The sequence below is a fragment of the Variovorax paradoxus genome, assembly GCF_030815975.1.
Taxonomy (GTDB): Bacteria; Pseudomonadota; Gammaproteobacteria; order Burkholderiales; family Burkholderiaceae_C; genus Variovorax; species Variovorax paradoxus_N.
The window spans coordinates 3,017,744-3,032,367 of the sequence record NZ_JAUSXL010000002.1 but is presented as its reverse complement, the minus strand read 5'-3'; the positions used below and the strand labels follow the sequence as shown (position 1 = coordinate 3,032,367).

Sequence of the window (14,624 nt, the reverse complement as noted above, 5' to 3'; positions counted from 1 at the left end):
TTTCTTTTTCCTGCGGTGCGTTAGAACTCGGTCCAGTCGCCCGGCGCGGCGGCATGGGCCGCGGCGAGCTTCGGAACGGAACGGGTGCCGGCTGCGCGCGTCCCTGCCGGCCGGGCGGGAGCCTTCAGCGCAGGCACCGCCCTGCGCGGCGGCAGCGCCGGCTGGACCCGGGCCTGCATCTGAACGAGCGCGCGGGGCGCGTTGTCGCTGTCGAGCTTGAACACGCTGACCGACGCCACCAGGCTGGCGGCCTGCTCCTGCATCGACTGCGCCGCCGCTGCCGCTTCTTCCACCAGCGCCGCGTTCTGCTGCGTCACCTGGTCCATCTGCGCAATCGCCTGGTTCACCTGCTCGATGCCCGTGCTCTGCTCCTGGCTGGCGGCCGTAATCTCGCCCATGATGTCGGTCACGCGCTTCACGCTGTCGACGATCTCGTCCATCGTGCGGCCCGCCTCGGCCACCTGGCGGCTGCCGGCCTCGACCTTGTCGACCGAGTCGTCGATCAGGCCCTTGATCTCCTTGGCCGCTGCACCTGAACGCTGGGCCAGATTGCGGACCTCGGAAGCGACGACCGCGAAGCCGCGGCCCTGCTCGCCCGCACGCGCCGCTTCGACCGCCGCATTCAAGGCCAGGATGTTGGTCTGGAAGGCGATGCCGTCGATCACGCCGATGATGTCGACGATCTTTTTCGAGGAGCTGTTGATGGAGCCCATGGTGTCCACCACCTGGCTGACCACGCCACCGCCGCGCACGGCGACTTCGGACGCCGAGAGCGCGAGCTGATTGGCTTGCCGCGCGTTGTCGGCGTTCTGCTTGACCGTGCTCGTGAGTTCTTCCATCGAGGCCGCGGTCTGCTCCAGCGAGCTGGCCTGCTCCTCGGTGCGCGAGGACAGATCCTGGTTGCCGGCCGCGATCTGGCCCGAAGCCGTCGCGATCGCATCGGTGCCCTGACGCACTTCACCCACCACCTTGGCCAGGCTGCCGTTCATGCCCTTGAGCGCATGCATCAACTGGCCGGTTTCGTCCTTCGTCGTCACTTCGATGCGGCTGGTCAGGTCACCGGCGGCAACCGCTTCGGCCACCTCGACGGCACGGCGCAGCGGATGCGTGATGCTGCGCACCAGCAGCCAGGCGAGCACCAGGCCCAGGCCCAGCGACAGCGCGCCGAAGATGACCAGCATCAGGCTGGTGCTGGCGCGCATCTGCTTGCTGCGCTCGGCCGCAGCGTCGAGCAGCGCGCGTTCCGTATCCACCATCTGCTGCACGCCCGCGAGATAGCTGCGCGACGTGGGCTCGAAGCGTTCGTTGAAGGTTCGGTTGGCGCCTTCCATGTCGCCCGCCAGCTTGGCCTTGCTGACTTCCTCGCGGGCCGCGAGGTAGGCTTTGCGCAGCTCGCCGACCTTCTCGAACACCTGCTTCTTTTCCGGCGTGTCCATCTGGTCCTCGATGAACTTCTGCAGATCGTTGGTGTCCTTGATGGAGGTGGCCGTGGCCGGCGCGAAGTAGGCGATCAGGCTCGAATCGCTGCTCTTGGCGATGGCCGCGGCACGCTGCACGCCCGCGGTGGTGTGGCGCAGCCAGTCGGAGCCGGCGCGTTCGGTCTTGATGTTCTTCTCGACCATCGTGTTGATTTCCTCGCCGAGCTGCCGCAGCTTCAGCACGGCAAGCACGCTGCTCGTGAGAGACAGGGCGAGGATGACGCCGATCACGACGGCCAGCCGCTTGCCTATGGAAATATTGCTCAGAAACATGCTCATGACTCCGGAAGATCAGGAAAGGGCAAGCACGCAACACGCGCACTTGCCGCAGGAAAGGGTTGCGCGGGCCGGTCGATTTCTCCGGGGCCGCGGTGGCATCAGGCAGCGATCTTTTCGACCAGGCCCATCTCGTCGCTGGACATCAGCCGGTCGATGTCCACCAGGATCAGCATCCGCTCGTCCAGCGTGCCCAGCCCGATCAGGTAGTCGGTGTCCAGCACCGAGCCCATCTCCGGCGCCGGCTTGATCTGCTCCGCGCTCAAGGTGATCACGTCCGACACGCTGTCCACCACCATGCCCACCACGCGCCCTGCGATGTTCAGCACGATCACCACTGTGAACTGGTCGTAGCTCGGCGTGCCCAGCTTGAACTTGATGCGCATATCGATGATCGGCACGATGATTCCGCGCAGGTTCACCACGCCCTTGATGTATTCCGGCGCGTTCGCAATGCGCGTCACCGCGTCGTAGCCGCGCAGCTCCTGCACCTTCTGGATGTCGATGCCGTACTCCTCCTGGCCCAGCGTGAAGGAAAGGAATTCCAGTGGCCGGCCCGGACGTGAAGGGGCGGCGTTGCGGGTGTCGGTGGCTTGTTGGGATGGGGTTGTGCTCATCGGGAAATCTGTTGCTGTTGGCTAGAACTCGGGCCACCCGCCACCGGCTGCACCGGCCATGGCCAGCTGCGGGGATGCGGGTGCTTCTTGGGTCTTCTTGCCCGGCGCGAGGCGTCGGGATTTCGGGGCGGCGGAAGCGCGCGGTGAATTCGCCAGTGCCATTGCAGGGGCGCTGCCGCCTTCGATCTTGAACACGCTGACCGACTCCACCAGGCTGGCGGCCTGCTCCTGCATCGACTGCGCCGCGGCTGCTGCCTCTTCGACCAGCGCCGCGTTCTGCTGCGTCACCTGGTCCATCTGCGCAATCGCCTGGTTCACCTGCTCGATGCCGGTGCTCTGCTCCTGGCTGGCTGCCGTGATCTCGCCCATGATGTCGGTCACGCGTTTCACGCTGTCGACGATCTCGTCCATCGTGCGGCCCGCTTCGGCCACCTGGCGGCTGCCGGCTTCGACCTTGTCGACCGAGTCGTCGATCAGGCCCTTGATCTCCTTGGCCGCTGCACCTGAACGCTGGGCCAGATTGCGGACCTCGGAAGCGACGACCGCGAAGCCGCGGCCCTGCTCACCCGCACGCGCGGCTTCGACCGCTGCATTCAAGGCCAAGATGTTGGTCTGGAACGCGATGCCATCGATCACGCCGATGATGTCGACGATCTTCTTGGACGACGCGTTGATCGACGCCATGGTGTCGACCACCTGCCCCACCACGCCGCCGCCCTTCACAGCCACCTCGGAGGCCGAGAGCGCGAGCTGATTGGCCTGGCGTGCGTTGTCGGCGTTCTGCTTCACGGTGCTCGTGAGTTCTTCCATCGAGGCTGCCGTCTGTTCCAGAGAGCTGGCCTGCTCCTCGGTGCGCGCCGACAAGTCCCGGTTGCCGGCCGCGATCTGCCCCGAAGCGGTCGCGATCGTGTCGGTGCCCTGGCGCACTTCGCCCACCACCTTGGCCAGGCTGGCGCGCATGGCCTGGACCGCATGCAGCAGGCTCGCCTGGTCGCCGCGCTTCAGGTCGATCCGGACCGCCAGGTCGCCCTCGGCGATGCGGCGCGCGATGCCGGCCGTGACCGCGGGTTCGCCGCCGAGCTGCTTCAGCAGGCCGCGCGAGATCGCCCAGCCGATCGCGAAGAGTGCCGCGGCCAGCACCAGCGCGCTGATCGACAGGCCGATGACCCGGCCCATGATCGTTGCCTGCACCGTGTCCACGTAGACGCCCGAGCCGATGATCCAGCCCCAGGGCTCGAACCCCTTCACGTAGGAGATCTTGGGCACCGGCTTGTCGCTGCCCGGCTTGGCCCAGAGGTAGGGAACGAAACCTGCACCGTGGGCCTTGACGGTGTCGACGAACGCGACGAACAGCCGCTTGCCGGTGGCATCCTTGTTGGAGGAAAGATCCTTGTTCTCGAGTGCCGGGCTGATCGGGTGCATCAGCATGCGCGGCTGCATGTCGTTGATCCAGAAATACTCGCTGCCGCTGTAGCGCAGGCCGCGGATCGCCTGCATCGCCTGCTCCTTCGCCTGCGGCTCGGTCAGCGTGCCCGCGGCCGCGAGCGCGTGGTAATGAACCAGCAGGCCATGCGCGCTTTCCACCACCTGGCGCACGCTGGCCTGCCGCTCGTCCAGGATGAGCTTGCGCTCCGAAATCAGGAAAAGAGCCGTCAAGGCCGCCACGCCCACAATGGCGCTGGCCGTGAGCAACCCGAGCTTCTGGCCGATGCTCAGGACGCGGGGATTCAAACGGTTGGACATGGTCTCTTCCTTGGGTGGAGGTCTTTTGTGCGGTGCTCTATCGACAGGTTTATCGGCATCCGCGCGCAAGACTTGAGGCCCTCAGCTCAAAATTCCGTCCAATCGCCACTCGCCGTGGCGGCCGCGGCCAGTTGCGGGGCCGCGGCGGCCTCGCTCTTTCTGGCTGGCGCCGGCCGCAAGGCCTTCGAAATAGCCTGGGAAGGCCGCAGTGCCGCCGGAGTGGTGAATGCAAGTTCAGAACGAAGGGCCTGCGTTCCGGGCTCCAGCCTGAACACGCTGACGGCCCCGACCAGGCTCGCGGCCTGCTCCTGCATCGACTGCGCCGCGGCTGCCGCCTCTTCCACCAGCGCCGCGTTCTGCTGCGTCACCTGGTCCATCTGCGCGATCGCCTGGTTCACCTGCTCGATGCCCGTGCTTTGCTCCTGGCTCGCCGCGGTGATCTCCCCGATGATGTCGGTCACGCGCTTCACGCTGCCCACGATCTCGGCCATGGTCTTGCCGGCTTCGCCCACCAGTTGGCTGCCGGTGTTGACCTTGCCCACGGAGTCGTCGATCAGGCCCTTGATTTCCTTGGCCGCCGCGGCCGAGCGTTGCGCGAGGCTGCGCACTTCGGAAGCGACGACCGCGAAGCCGCGGCCTTGTTCGCCGGCACGCGCGGCTTCCACCGCTGCATTCAGCGCCAGGATGTTGGTCTGGAACGCGATGCCGTCGATCACGCCGATGATGTCGACGATCTTCTTGGACGACGCATTGATCGAGGCCATGGTGTCCACCACCTGGCCCACGACATTGCCGCCCTTCACAGCCACCTCGGAAGCCGAGAGCGCGAGCTGGTTGGCTTGCCGCGCGTTGTCGGCGTTCTGCTTGACCGTGCTCGTGAGTTCTTCCATCGAGGCTGCCGTCTGCTCGAGCGAGCTGGCCTGCTCCTCGGTGCGCGAAGACAGGTCCTGGTTGCCCGCGGCAATCTGGCCCGAGGCGGTGGCGATCGCGTCGGTGCCCTGGCGCACGCCGCTCACCACGGTGGCCAGGCTCGCATTCATGTTCTTCAATGCCAGCATCAGCTGGCCTGTCTCGTCGCGGGACGACGATTCGATGCGGCTGGTGAGATCGCCGTCCGCCACGGTCCGAGCCACACGCACGGCCTCGTTCAGCGGGCGCGTGATGCTGCGGGTCAGGAGCCATGCCAGCACGGCGCCGAGCAGCAGCGCGGCCACGGCCAGCACGATCACGTTCATGCGGCCCGCACGGTTCAGGCTGTCCACGGCGTCGGCGGCCTTGTCGATCCGCTCGGCCTGGTGCGTCAGCATGCCGCGGATGCTCGCGTCGTAGACCTCGAGCATCGGCACCAGCTTGTCGTTGGTGAGCCGGGCCGCCTCGTCCTGCTTGCCTTCGGCCTTGAGCTTGAGGATGGAATTGCGCAAGCCCACGTACTGGGTGCGCTTGTCCTTGATGTCGGCGCTGATCGCCTGCTCCTCGGGCGAATCCAGCATCGCTTCGAGCTTCGCCTGGGTCTCGGAAATTGCCGCGCTGGTCTTGCTCATCTGCTTCTGCAGGTACTCCTGGACTTCCGCGTCGTTGCTCTTGACCAGTGCAAAGGTGCGCACGCTGTTGCTGCTGGTGTTGAGCAGCCAGTTGGCGGCCAGGCGCTCCTTCACGAGCGAGCGCTGCACCATCTCCTGCACCGCGTCGCCCACGCCCTGCAGGCGAAACACACCGATGCCCGCGATGCACGCCATGAGCGCGAGCACCAGCGCAAAGCCGATGCCCAGGCGGGTGCCGATCTTCAGGTTTTTCATGCCGATTGCTCCATGCGTGCCATGTCAGACGACCTTCTCGATCAGGCCCATCTCGTCGCTGGACATCAGCCGGTCGATGTCCACCAGGATCAGCATCCGCTCGTCCAGCGTGCCCAGACCGATCAGGTAGTCGGTGTCCAGCACCGAGCCCATCTCCGGCGCCGGCTTGATCTGCTCCGCGCTCAAGGTGATCACGTCCGACACGCTGTCCACCACCATGCCCACCACGCGCCCTGCGATGTTCAGCACGATCACCACCGTGAACTGGTCGTAGCTCGGCGTGCCCAGCTTGAACTTGATGCGCATGTCGATGATCGGGACGATGATTCCGCGCAGGTTCACCACGCCCTTGATGTATTCCGGCGCGTTCGCAATGCGCGTCACCGCGTCGTAGCCGCGCAGCTCCTGCACCTTCTGGATGTCGATGCCGTACTCCTCCTGGCCCAGCGTGAAGGTCACGACCTCCAGCCGGCTCGAGGTAGCAGGCGCTGCGGCGCCGCGATGTGGTGGGGGGGTCATGATCTCTGCCATATAAATTCCTTCTTCAGCTGAACTTCTGCATGATGCGAACGAGCTTCTGCCCGTACTGCGGATCGGTGGCATAGCCGGCCTTCTGCAGGCCGTGCGCGGCTTCGGCCGGCGTGTCGGCCGCCAGCACGTTGGCGTAGCGCGGATTGCGCGTGATGAACCGGGCGTAGTCGGTAAAGGCCTCGTCGTAGGAGCCATAGGCCCTGAACTTCGCACGCACGCGCTGCGCTTCGCCGTCCACGTATTCGGTGGTGGTGGTTTCCACCACCGGCCCCTTCCAGCCGCGGTCGGCCTTGATGCCGAACAGGTTGAAGCTCTGGGCGCCGTCGTCGGCGCGGATCTCGCGCTTGCCCCAGCCCGATTCGAGCGCGGCCTGCGCGAGGATCAGCGGCGCGGGCACGCCGCTGGCCTCGCTCGCCACCTGCGCGGAGCCGCCCATGCGCTGCACGAAGCCGTCGACGCTGCCCTGCAGCGATGCCACGGCGCCCGCGGCGGAGCGGTCGCTGTTGCGCTGGTAGATGCCCAGGTCCACCGATGCAGCCGACGGCCTTGCCGGTATGGATGGCGACGGCGACGAGCCGAGCGGAATGCCCGACTGCGGCGTGAGCGCGATGCCCGCGCGCGGCGCGAGCGGCATGCCTTCGCTGCCGCTGCCGTCGCTTTCGCCCGAGGGCGCGGCGCGGCCGAGCTGCGCGAGCATTGCCTCGGCCAGGCCCACGCCGCGCCCCGAGAGGTTCTGCGCGAGCTGCTGGTCGAGCATCGACATGTAGACCTTCTCGTCGCGGTTCTCGAACAGCCCGCTCGACGGCGTGGCCTCGCGCATGCTCTTGAGCACCATGTTCATGAATAGCGCCTCGAACTGGCGCGACACCTGCTTCAGGCCCTCTTCGGGCGAAGTGCGCACGGTGTGCCGCAAGGCATCGACGCTCTGCACGTCGAGTACAAGGCGCTGGTCCAGCGCGCCGCTTCTGGTTTCGGTGATGGCCATGCCGGTGCTCAGATGATTTCGAGCTCGGCGCGCAGCGCGCCGGCGGATTTCATGGCCTGCAGGATGGAGACCAGGTCCTGCGGATTGGCGCCCAGGCTGTTCAGGCCCTTGATCACGTCGGCCAGCGAAGCACCGCCGCGCACCATCTGCAAGGCGCCGCCGCCCTGGTTGATGGAGATCTGGGAGGTCTGCCCGACCACGGTCTGTCCGCCGGAAAATGCGTTGGGCTGGCTCACCACGGGCTCGGTGTTGATGACCACCGACAGATTGCCGTGCGCCACCGCGCAGTCGTTCACGCGCACCGCCTGGTTCATGACCACGGAGCCGGTGCGCGCATTGACGACCACGCGCGCGACCGCCTGCGTCGGCGTGACTTCGAGGCTTTCGAGCCGCGCGAGAAAGCCCACCCGCTCCTGCGGCGCGGGCGCCCGCACCTGGATCACGCGGGCGTCGAGCGCCTGCGCGGTGCCCGGGCCGAACTGCCGGTTGATGGCGTCGGCCGCCTGCTGCACCGTGCCGAAATCGGATCGGTTGAGTTCGAGCGTGAAGCTGCTCTCGCCGCCCACCGGCGCCTCGACGCCGCGCTCCACCAGCGCGCCGGCCGGAATGCGGCCCGAGCTGAGCTGGTTGATCTGGGCCTTGCTGCCGCCGGCCGACGCGCCCGCACCGCCGACCACCATGTTGCCCTGTGCGATCGCATAGACCTGGCCGTCCACACCCTTGAGCGGTGTCATCAGCAGCGTGCCGCCGCGCAGGCTCTTGGCGTTGCCCATCGAGGACACCGTCACGTCGATGTTCTGGCCGGGCCGCGCGAACGAAGGCAGCGTGGCCGTGACCATCACCGCCGCCACGTTCTTGAGCTGCATGTTCACGCCCTGCGGAATCGTGATGCCCAGCTGCTGCAGCATGTTGTTGAGGCTCTGCGTGGTGAACGGCGTCTGCATCGTCTGGTCGCCCGTGCCGTCGAGCCCGACCATGAGGCCATAGCCGATCAGCGGGTTGTCGCGCACGCCCTGGATGCTCGCCAGTTCTTTCAGCCGTTCCGCATGAACGGGTGAGTGCAGGGCCACGGCGCACAGCGCCAGCAGGCCGGTCCGACGCGCGGTATTCCAGATATTTTTCATGGTGCTAGAACGGCATGACATTCAAGAAGATGCGCTGCATCCAGCCCATGTGCTGCGCCTCGTCGATGTAGCCCTTGGCCGTGTATTCGATGCGCGCATCGGCCACCAGCGTCGAGGGCACGGTGTTGCTGCCCGAGACCGTGCGCGGGTTCACCACGCCCGAGAACCGGATGTATTCGGTGCCCTGGTTGATGCCCATCTGCTTCTCGCCGCTCACCAGCAGGTTGCCGTTGCGCATCACGTCCACCACCGTGACCGTGATCACGCCGTTGAAGGTGTTGTTGGCGTTGGCGCCGCCCTTGGCGTCGAGCTTGTTGCCGCCCGACAGCTTGGCGTCCTGCCCGTCGAGCAGCGAGCCCAGCAGCTTCGGAATGCCGGCGAAGTCGGCAGCCATGCTGCCCGTGCGGCTCGCGGACGCACCCGAGTTCTTGCTCGCATTGACCCGCTCGCTGATGACGATGGTCAGGATGTCGCCCACGTTGCGCGGCCGGCGGTCCTCGAACAGCGCGCTGCCGCCGGGCCCGTCCTGGAAGATCGCGCCGTTCGCGCGCCGCGGCATCGAAGCCATGTTCTCCGCCCGCGCCGTCATCGGCTGATGCACCAGCGGCTCCCGCGGAACCTGCGCGCAGCCCGAAGCGAGCAAGGCAACCAGCGGCACCAGCACAAGTCCTGGTCCCCTTCCAGCACGAAGTGCGCGAAGACTGGGGGAGGTCATAGCTGCGCTAAGCGCTGCAGCATCTGGTCCGAGGTCTGGACCGCCTTGCTGTTGATCTCGTAGGCGCGCTGCGTGGCGATCATGTTGACCAGTTCCTCCACCACGTTGACGTTCGATGCCTCCACATAGCCCTGGCTCAGGATGCCCGCACCGTCGACGCCGGGGTTCACCTGGTTCGGCGCACCGGAGGCATCGGTTTCCGCATACAGGTTCTCGCCCTTGCTCTGCAGGCCGGCGGGATTCAGGAAGGTGGCCAGCTGCAGTTGCCCGACCTGCACCGTGTTGGTCTGCCCGGCCTGCGTGATCGACACGATGCCGTCGCGGCCGACGGTCAGGCTGGTCGCATTCGCGGGCAGCGTGATGGCCGGCTGCACCGGGAAGCCGCTGGCCGTGACGAGCTGGCCTTCGCGGTCGGTCTGGAACGAGCCGTCTCGCGTGTACGAGGTGGTGCCGTCGGGCATCAGCACCTGGAAGAAGCCGCCGCCGTTGATGGCCACGTCCGTCGGCTTGTCGGTCTTGGTCAGGTTGCCCTGCGAGTGGATGCGCTCGGTCGCGACCACGTGCACGCCGGTGCCCACCTGCAGGCCCGAAGGCAGGCGGGTCTGGTCCGAGGTCTGGCCGCCGACCTGGCGCAGGTTCTGGTACATCAGGTCCTCGAACACGGCGCGGCTTCGCTTGAAGCCCGTGGTGCCGACGTTGGCGAGGTTGTTCGACACCACGTCGAGTTGGGTCTGCTGGGCATCGAGGCCGGTCTTGGCGATGTAGAGCGAGCGCATCATGGCGAAAATTCCTTGGAGAGTTGTATGGGGCGCGGGCTCAGCCGTACGCCAGCAGCTTGTTGGCCGACTGCGCGTTCTCGTCCGCGCTGCGCATCGACTTCATCTGCATCTCGAAGCTGCGGGCGTTGGCGATCATGGCCACCATGGCCTCGACGCCGTTGACGTTGCTGCCCTCGACCGCGCCGGTGGTCACGGTCACGGCCGCATCGGCCTCGGCGGGCGCGAGGCCTTCGCGCATGCGAAAGAGTCCGTCGGCGCCGCGCACCAGGTCGGCCACGGGCGGGTTGACCAGCTTCAGGCGGCCCACCTCGGCAATGCCGATGGCCGGGTCGCCGGCGCCGCGCGCGGTGACCAGGCCGTTGGCGGCGATCGCGACGGTGGAGCCCGGCGGCACCACCAGCGCGCCGGCATCGCCGGCCACGGGCAGCGAGCCCATGGTCGTGAGCTGGCCTTCGGCGTTCACCTGCAGGTTGCCCACGCGGGTGTAGGCCTCACCGCCATCGGGCGTCTGTACCGTGAGCCAGCCATCGCCGTGCACCGCGACATCGAGCGCACGACCGGTTTCCATGAGCGGACCGTGGCTGAAGTCGGCACCGGGCGTGGTGGCGACCACATAGGCGCGCGTCGGCGCTTGGGCGCCGCCGGTCACCGGCACCGCGCGAAAGCTGTTGATCTGCGCGCGGAACCCGGGCGTGGAGGCGTTCGCCATGTTGTTGGCGACGGAGGCCTGCTGCTCCATGGCCTGCTTGGCGCCGCTCATCGCGACATACAGCATGCGGTCCATGGGCGGCTCAGCGGATGTTGATCAGGGTCTGGACGACCTGATCCTGGGTCTTCACCGTCTGCGCATTGGCCTGGTAGCTGCGCTGCGCGACGATCAGGTTGACCAGCTCGGAGGTCAGGTCGACGTTCGATGCCTCCAGCGCGCCGGAGGCGAGCGAGCCCTGCTTGGTGCCCGCGCCCGGCGTGCCGGTGAGCGGCTGGCCCGACGCCAGCGTTTCGGCCCAGACGTTCTCGCCCATCGGCTCCAGCCCGTTCGGGTTGGCGAAGGAGGTCAGCACCACCTGGCCCATCAGCGTGGTCTGTTCGTTGGAGAACTTGCCGGTGATGGTGCCGTCGGGGTTGATCGAGAACGAGGTCAGCGTGCCGGAGGTGTAGCCGTCCTGCTTGAGCGTCTTGATCTCGTTGACGTTGCCGAACTGCGTGGTGCCCGAGAGGTCCACCGTGGCATTGAGCGCCGCCGAGCCGTTGGCGAAGTTCATCGCCGGCAAGGTCAGCGAGCCACCGGCAGGCGTGAGCAGGTTGCCGTTGGTGTCGAAGGTCAACGACGAGATCGCTGCACCGCCGTTGAGCGCGGTGCCGTCGGCCGCGCCGTACACGTCCCAGGCGTTGGCGCCCGTCTTCACGAAGAAGACGCCGAGCTCGTGCGGATTGCCGAGCGAATCGAAGATCGGCCCGAGCGCGTTGGAATAGTTGAAGGTGTCCGAATCGGTCGCAGAGAACGGTGTCTTGGTGGGCGCCGTGCTGCGCGCGTCCAGGTTGAAGGTGGTGTCGATGGCGGTGGTGGCCTTCGGATTCATGGCCGTGGTCTGGACCTGCAGCGGGCCCGGCGTGCCGCCGTCGAGGCCGCCCGTCGCGGAAACGCCGTAGCCCGTCAGGCGCAGGCCCGCAGCGTTGACGATGAAGCCGTCCTTGTCGCGCGTGAACTGGCCATTGCGCGAATACATCACCTCGCCGCTCGGGCTGCTGAGGCGAAAGAAGCCATCGCCGTTGAGGATCGCCACGTCCAGCGGCCGGCTGCTGGTCTGCACCGAGCCCTGCGTGAAGTTCTGCACGATGCCCGACACCGCAACGCCCAGGCCGACGCGGGAACCCGCATACACGTCCTGGAACGTTGCCGCACCCGACTTGAAGCCGACCGTGCCGGAGTTCGCGATGTTGTTGCCGATGACGTCCAGGTTGGCGGCGGCTGCGGACAGCCCGCTGATGCCTTGGGAAAAGCCCATGATCGAATCCTTGTTTCAGTGCAATGAAGAAGAAGCGGCCCGCGGCGCGCGGGCCACTGCCGATGAGGAAGACAACACGCGTCAGGTGCTCAGAGGAACATGCGCACGTCGGCCAGGCCGATGCTCTTGCCCGACATCAGTTCGAGCGTGACGCCGCTGGCGCCCTGCTTGACGGCAGCCACCTGCGAGAAGACGAGCGAGGTCGCCTCTACGGGGGTGCCGTTGTTGGTGGCGGAGACGGTGAAGCTGTAGGCGCCCGGCGCGGCTGCAGTGCCGTCGTCGGCCTTGCCGTCCCAGTTGACGGCGTTGACGCCTTCGGTCATCGAACCGAGCGAAAGCGTGCGCACCGTGTGGCCCGCGGCATCGACGATCTTCACCTCGACGGTGCCGGCGGTGGCCGGCAGCTGCACGGCAAAGGGCACGGCCGCCGGCTCTTCGCCGGTCTTGGGCTCCGAGGTGCTCAAGGCGTTGCCCGGCGACAGCACGTTGTAGCCGATCAGCGATGCCGCCTGCAGCACCTGGTTGGCACCGGTCTGGCTCACCAGTCCGCTGAGCGCGGTGTTGAGCTTCTCGATGCCGCTCACGGTGCTCATCTGCGCGAGCTGCGACGTGAGCTCGGCGTTCTCCATCGGATTGAGCGGATCCTGGTTGTTGAGCTGCGTCACCAGCAGCTTGAGAAAGCGCTGCTCGCTGTCCGCCTGCGAGACGTTGCTGCCGCTCGATGCGGCGGAGGCCGCGTTGAGCCCGGAGATGGACGAGGTGTCGGTAATGGCCATGGTTCTTGTTGCTTGTGTTGGAGTTACTGGCCGATGCTCAGCGTCTTGACCATCAGGGTCTTGGCGGTGTTGAGCACCTCGACGTTGGCCTGGTAGCTGCGCGAGGCGGAAATCATGTTGGTCATCTCCTCGACCACGTTGACGTTGGGCATGGCGACGTAGCCCTTGGCGTCGGCATGCGGGCTCTTCGGGTCGAAGACCATCTTCAGCGGCGAGGGGTCTTCGATGACGCCCGCGACCTTCACGCCGCCGATGTCCTGCTGGCCCGAGGCGGCCACTTCGAAGACCACCTGCTTGGCGCGGTAGGGCTTGCCGTCGGGGCCGGCCACGCTCTCGGCGTTGGCGAGGTTGCTCGCCGTCACGTTCATGCGCTGCGACTGCGCGGCCATGGCGGAGCCCGCCACGCTGAAGATGTTCATGGATGCGCCGGGGTGGGGCATGCGCGGCTCCTTCTTATTGCGCCGCGGAGAGCAGCGACTTGATCTTGGCGCTGACCACCGAGAGGTTGGCCTCGTAGCGCAGCGCGTTGTCGGCGAAGTTGATGCGCTCGGCATCCATCTCCACCGTGTTGCCGTCGATGCTCGACTGGTTCGGCACGCGGTACAGCAGGTCGCGCTCGGGCATCGACGAGGGCGCGTCGGCCTGGATGTGGCGGGGCGACGTGGCGGCCATCTGCACCGATTGCGGCGCGCGGCCCTGCTCGACGGCCTGCGTCAGGCGGCTCGCGAAATCGAAGTCGCGCGCCTTGTAGTTGGGCGTGTCGGCGTGGGCGATGTTGGCCGCCAGCACTTCCTGGCGCTGCGCCCGAAGGTTCAGTGCTTCGCGGTTGAAGCGAAGCGCCGCATCCAGCTTGTCGATCATGTGTTTCCATCTTTCGAGGCGTCGCGTCCCTTGCGGGGCATGGCGACAGATGGAAAGCGAGTCTATGCATGCACTGCGTTCGCAATGGCCCGAACAAAGGGGCATTTGGCGTGCACTTCGAATCTTCGGATCGGGTGCGCCTTCCTAGAATTGCCGGGCACCCATGATGGAAAAAAACCCTTGTCGCCCGCGCCGCCTGACGCTCGTGCTGCCTGCCCTGGCGGCCGGGCTGGCCGCGGCAATGTCCGTGGCCGCGGCACCGCTCGCGGGCGATGCGCGCGCCGCGGTCGACAGGTTGCTGCAGGCCCAGACCGCGGGACTGCCCGGTAAGGTCAGCATCCGCGTCGAGGCCCCGGCATCGGGCCCGCTGCCCGCGTGCGATGCGCTCGAACCGTTCCTGCCTCGCGGCGCCGCGGCGTGGGGTCGGGTGTCGATCGGCCTGCGCTGCCATTCGGAGCTGAAGCCCTGGACCCGCTTCGTGCTGGCCCACGTGGCGGTCGAGGGGCGCTACTTCGTGGCTGTGCGCAATATCGATACCGGCCAGGCTTTGGCCGCAGGCGACTTCATCGCCCGTGACGGCGATCTCACGGCGCTGCCGCGTTCGGTCGTGACCGACGAAGCCGAACTGCGGGGCGTCGTGGCCGCCAACCGCATTGCGTCCGGCGCGCCGCTCAGGCGCGAACTGATGCGCGGCGTGGCCGTGATCCAGCAGGGCCAGGCCATCAAGGTGTTTGCCGAAGGACCGGGCTACGTCATCAGCACCGAAGCGCGGGCAATGGCCAGCGCCGCTGCGGGCGCCACCGTGCGGGCCAAGACCGTGGACGGCCGCATGGTCAGCGGCGTGGCCGGCGAGGAAGGGCAGATCCGCCTGCCGCAGTAGCCGCATTCGCAGGGCGATGCACACTGCCCTAAAGTTCTGGCCCGAACTGCCGATACA

The 14,624-nt window shown here is 67.0% G+C and carries 15 protein-coding genes; 1 reads left to right on the top strand and 14 read right to left on the bottom strand.

Annotated features, from left to right (window positions below; translation table 11 throughout):
• Positions 1–20: 20 nt before the first annotated feature.
• From QFZ47_RS17950 to flgB, 14 genes are all read right to left on the bottom strand, one after another.
• On the bottom strand, positions 21–1,751 hold the full coding sequence (locus QFZ47_RS17950; RefSeq protein WP_307658962.1) for a methyl-accepting chemotaxis protein: 1,731 nt from the start codon (positions 1,749–1,751) through the stop codon (positions 21–23).
• A 104-nt stretch (positions 1,752–1,855) separates the two neighbouring features.
• Positions 1,856–2,371 (bottom strand): chemotaxis protein CheW, encoded by a 516-nt coding sequence (locus QFZ47_RS17945; RefSeq protein WP_307656906.1) that lies wholly within the window; start codon positions 2,369–2,371, stop codon positions 1,856–1,858.
• 21 nt (positions 2,372–2,392) lie between these two features.
• Positions 2,393–4,114: a methyl-accepting chemotaxis protein gene (locus QFZ47_RS17940; protein ID WP_307656905.1), complete on the bottom strand. Its 1,722-nt coding sequence runs from the start codon at positions 4,112–4,114 to the stop codon at positions 2,393–2,395.
• An 86-nt stretch (positions 4,115–4,200) separates the two neighbouring features.
• Positions 4,201–5,910, bottom strand: coding sequence for a methyl-accepting chemotaxis protein (locus QFZ47_RS17935; protein WP_307656904.1), 1,710 nt, complete (start codon positions 5,908–5,910; stop codon positions 4,201–4,203).
• 24 nt (positions 5,911–5,934) lie between these two features.
• Positions 5,935–6,441, bottom strand: a complete 507-nt coding sequence (locus QFZ47_RS17930; RefSeq protein ID WP_370880588.1) for a chemotaxis protein CheW — start codon at positions 6,439–6,441, stop codon at positions 5,935–5,937.
• A gap of 13 nt (positions 6,442–6,454) precedes the next feature.
• The gene (gene flgJ / locus QFZ47_RS17925) at positions 6,455–7,426 is read right to left on the bottom strand and encodes a flagellar assembly peptidoglycan hydrolase FlgJ (RefSeq protein ID WP_307656901.1); all 972 of its coding nucleotides are present in this window, start codon (positions 7,424–7,426) and stop codon (positions 6,455–6,457) included.
• Positions 7,427–7,434: 8 nt separating this feature from the next.
• On the bottom strand, positions 7,435–8,550 hold the full coding sequence (locus QFZ47_RS17920; RefSeq protein WP_307656900.1) for a flagellar basal body P-ring protein FlgI: 1,116 nt from the start codon (positions 8,548–8,550) through the stop codon (positions 7,435–7,437).
• Positions 8,551–8,554: 4 nt separating this feature from the next.
• Positions 8,555–9,265 carry a flagellar basal body L-ring protein FlgH gene (locus QFZ47_RS17915; RefSeq protein ID WP_370880587.1) on the bottom strand — a complete coding sequence of 237 codons (711 nt, stop codon included), beginning with the start codon at positions 9,263–9,265 and terminating at the stop codon, positions 8,555–8,557.
• The gene (gene flgG, locus QFZ47_RS17910; RefSeq protein ID WP_307656898.1) at positions 9,262–10,044 is read right to left on the bottom strand and encodes a flagellar basal-body rod protein FlgG; all 783 of its coding nucleotides are present in this window, start codon (positions 10,042–10,044) and stop codon (positions 9,262–9,264) included. The genes QFZ47_RS17915 and flgG overlap by 4 nt, the downstream gene beginning before the upstream one ends.
• 37 nt (positions 10,045–10,081) lie before the next feature.
• Positions 10,082–10,828, bottom strand: a complete 747-nt coding sequence (locus QFZ47_RS17905) for a flagellar basal body rod protein FlgF (RefSeq protein WP_307656897.1) — start codon at positions 10,826–10,828, stop codon at positions 10,082–10,084.
• Positions 10,829–10,835: 7 nt separating this feature from the next.
• Positions 10,836–12,050 carry a flagellar hook protein FlgE gene (gene flgE, locus QFZ47_RS17900; protein WP_307656896.1) on the bottom strand — a complete coding sequence of 405 codons (1,215 nt, stop codon included), beginning with the start codon at positions 12,048–12,050 and terminating at the stop codon, positions 10,836–10,838.
• 89 nt (positions 12,051–12,139) lie between these two features.
• Entirely contained in the window at positions 12,140–12,826 is a 687-nt protein-coding gene (locus QFZ47_RS17895) for a flagellar hook assembly protein FlgD (protein WP_307656895.1), read from the bottom strand.
• 23 nt (positions 12,827–12,849) lie between these two features.
• Complete coding sequence (gene flgC, locus QFZ47_RS17890; RefSeq protein WP_215249619.1) at positions 12,850–13,266, bottom strand: flagellar basal body rod protein FlgC; 417 nt, start codon at positions 13,264–13,266, stop codon at positions 12,850–12,852.
• 13 nt (positions 13,267–13,279) lie between these two features.
• Positions 13,280–13,687: a flagellar basal body rod protein FlgB gene (gene flgB / locus QFZ47_RS17885; protein ID WP_307656894.1), complete on the bottom strand. Its 408-nt coding sequence runs from the start codon at positions 13,685–13,687 to the stop codon at positions 13,280–13,282.
• Between the two features lie 163 nt (positions 13,688–13,850).
• Here flgB and flgA point away from each other — a divergent pair, with 163 nt between their 5' ends.
• Positions 13,851–14,567: a flagellar basal body P-ring formation chaperone FlgA gene (gene flgA / locus QFZ47_RS17880; protein WP_307656893.1), complete on the top strand. Its 717-nt coding sequence runs from the start codon at positions 13,851–13,853 to the stop codon at positions 14,565–14,567.
• Positions 14,568–14,624: the final 57 nt, after the last annotated feature.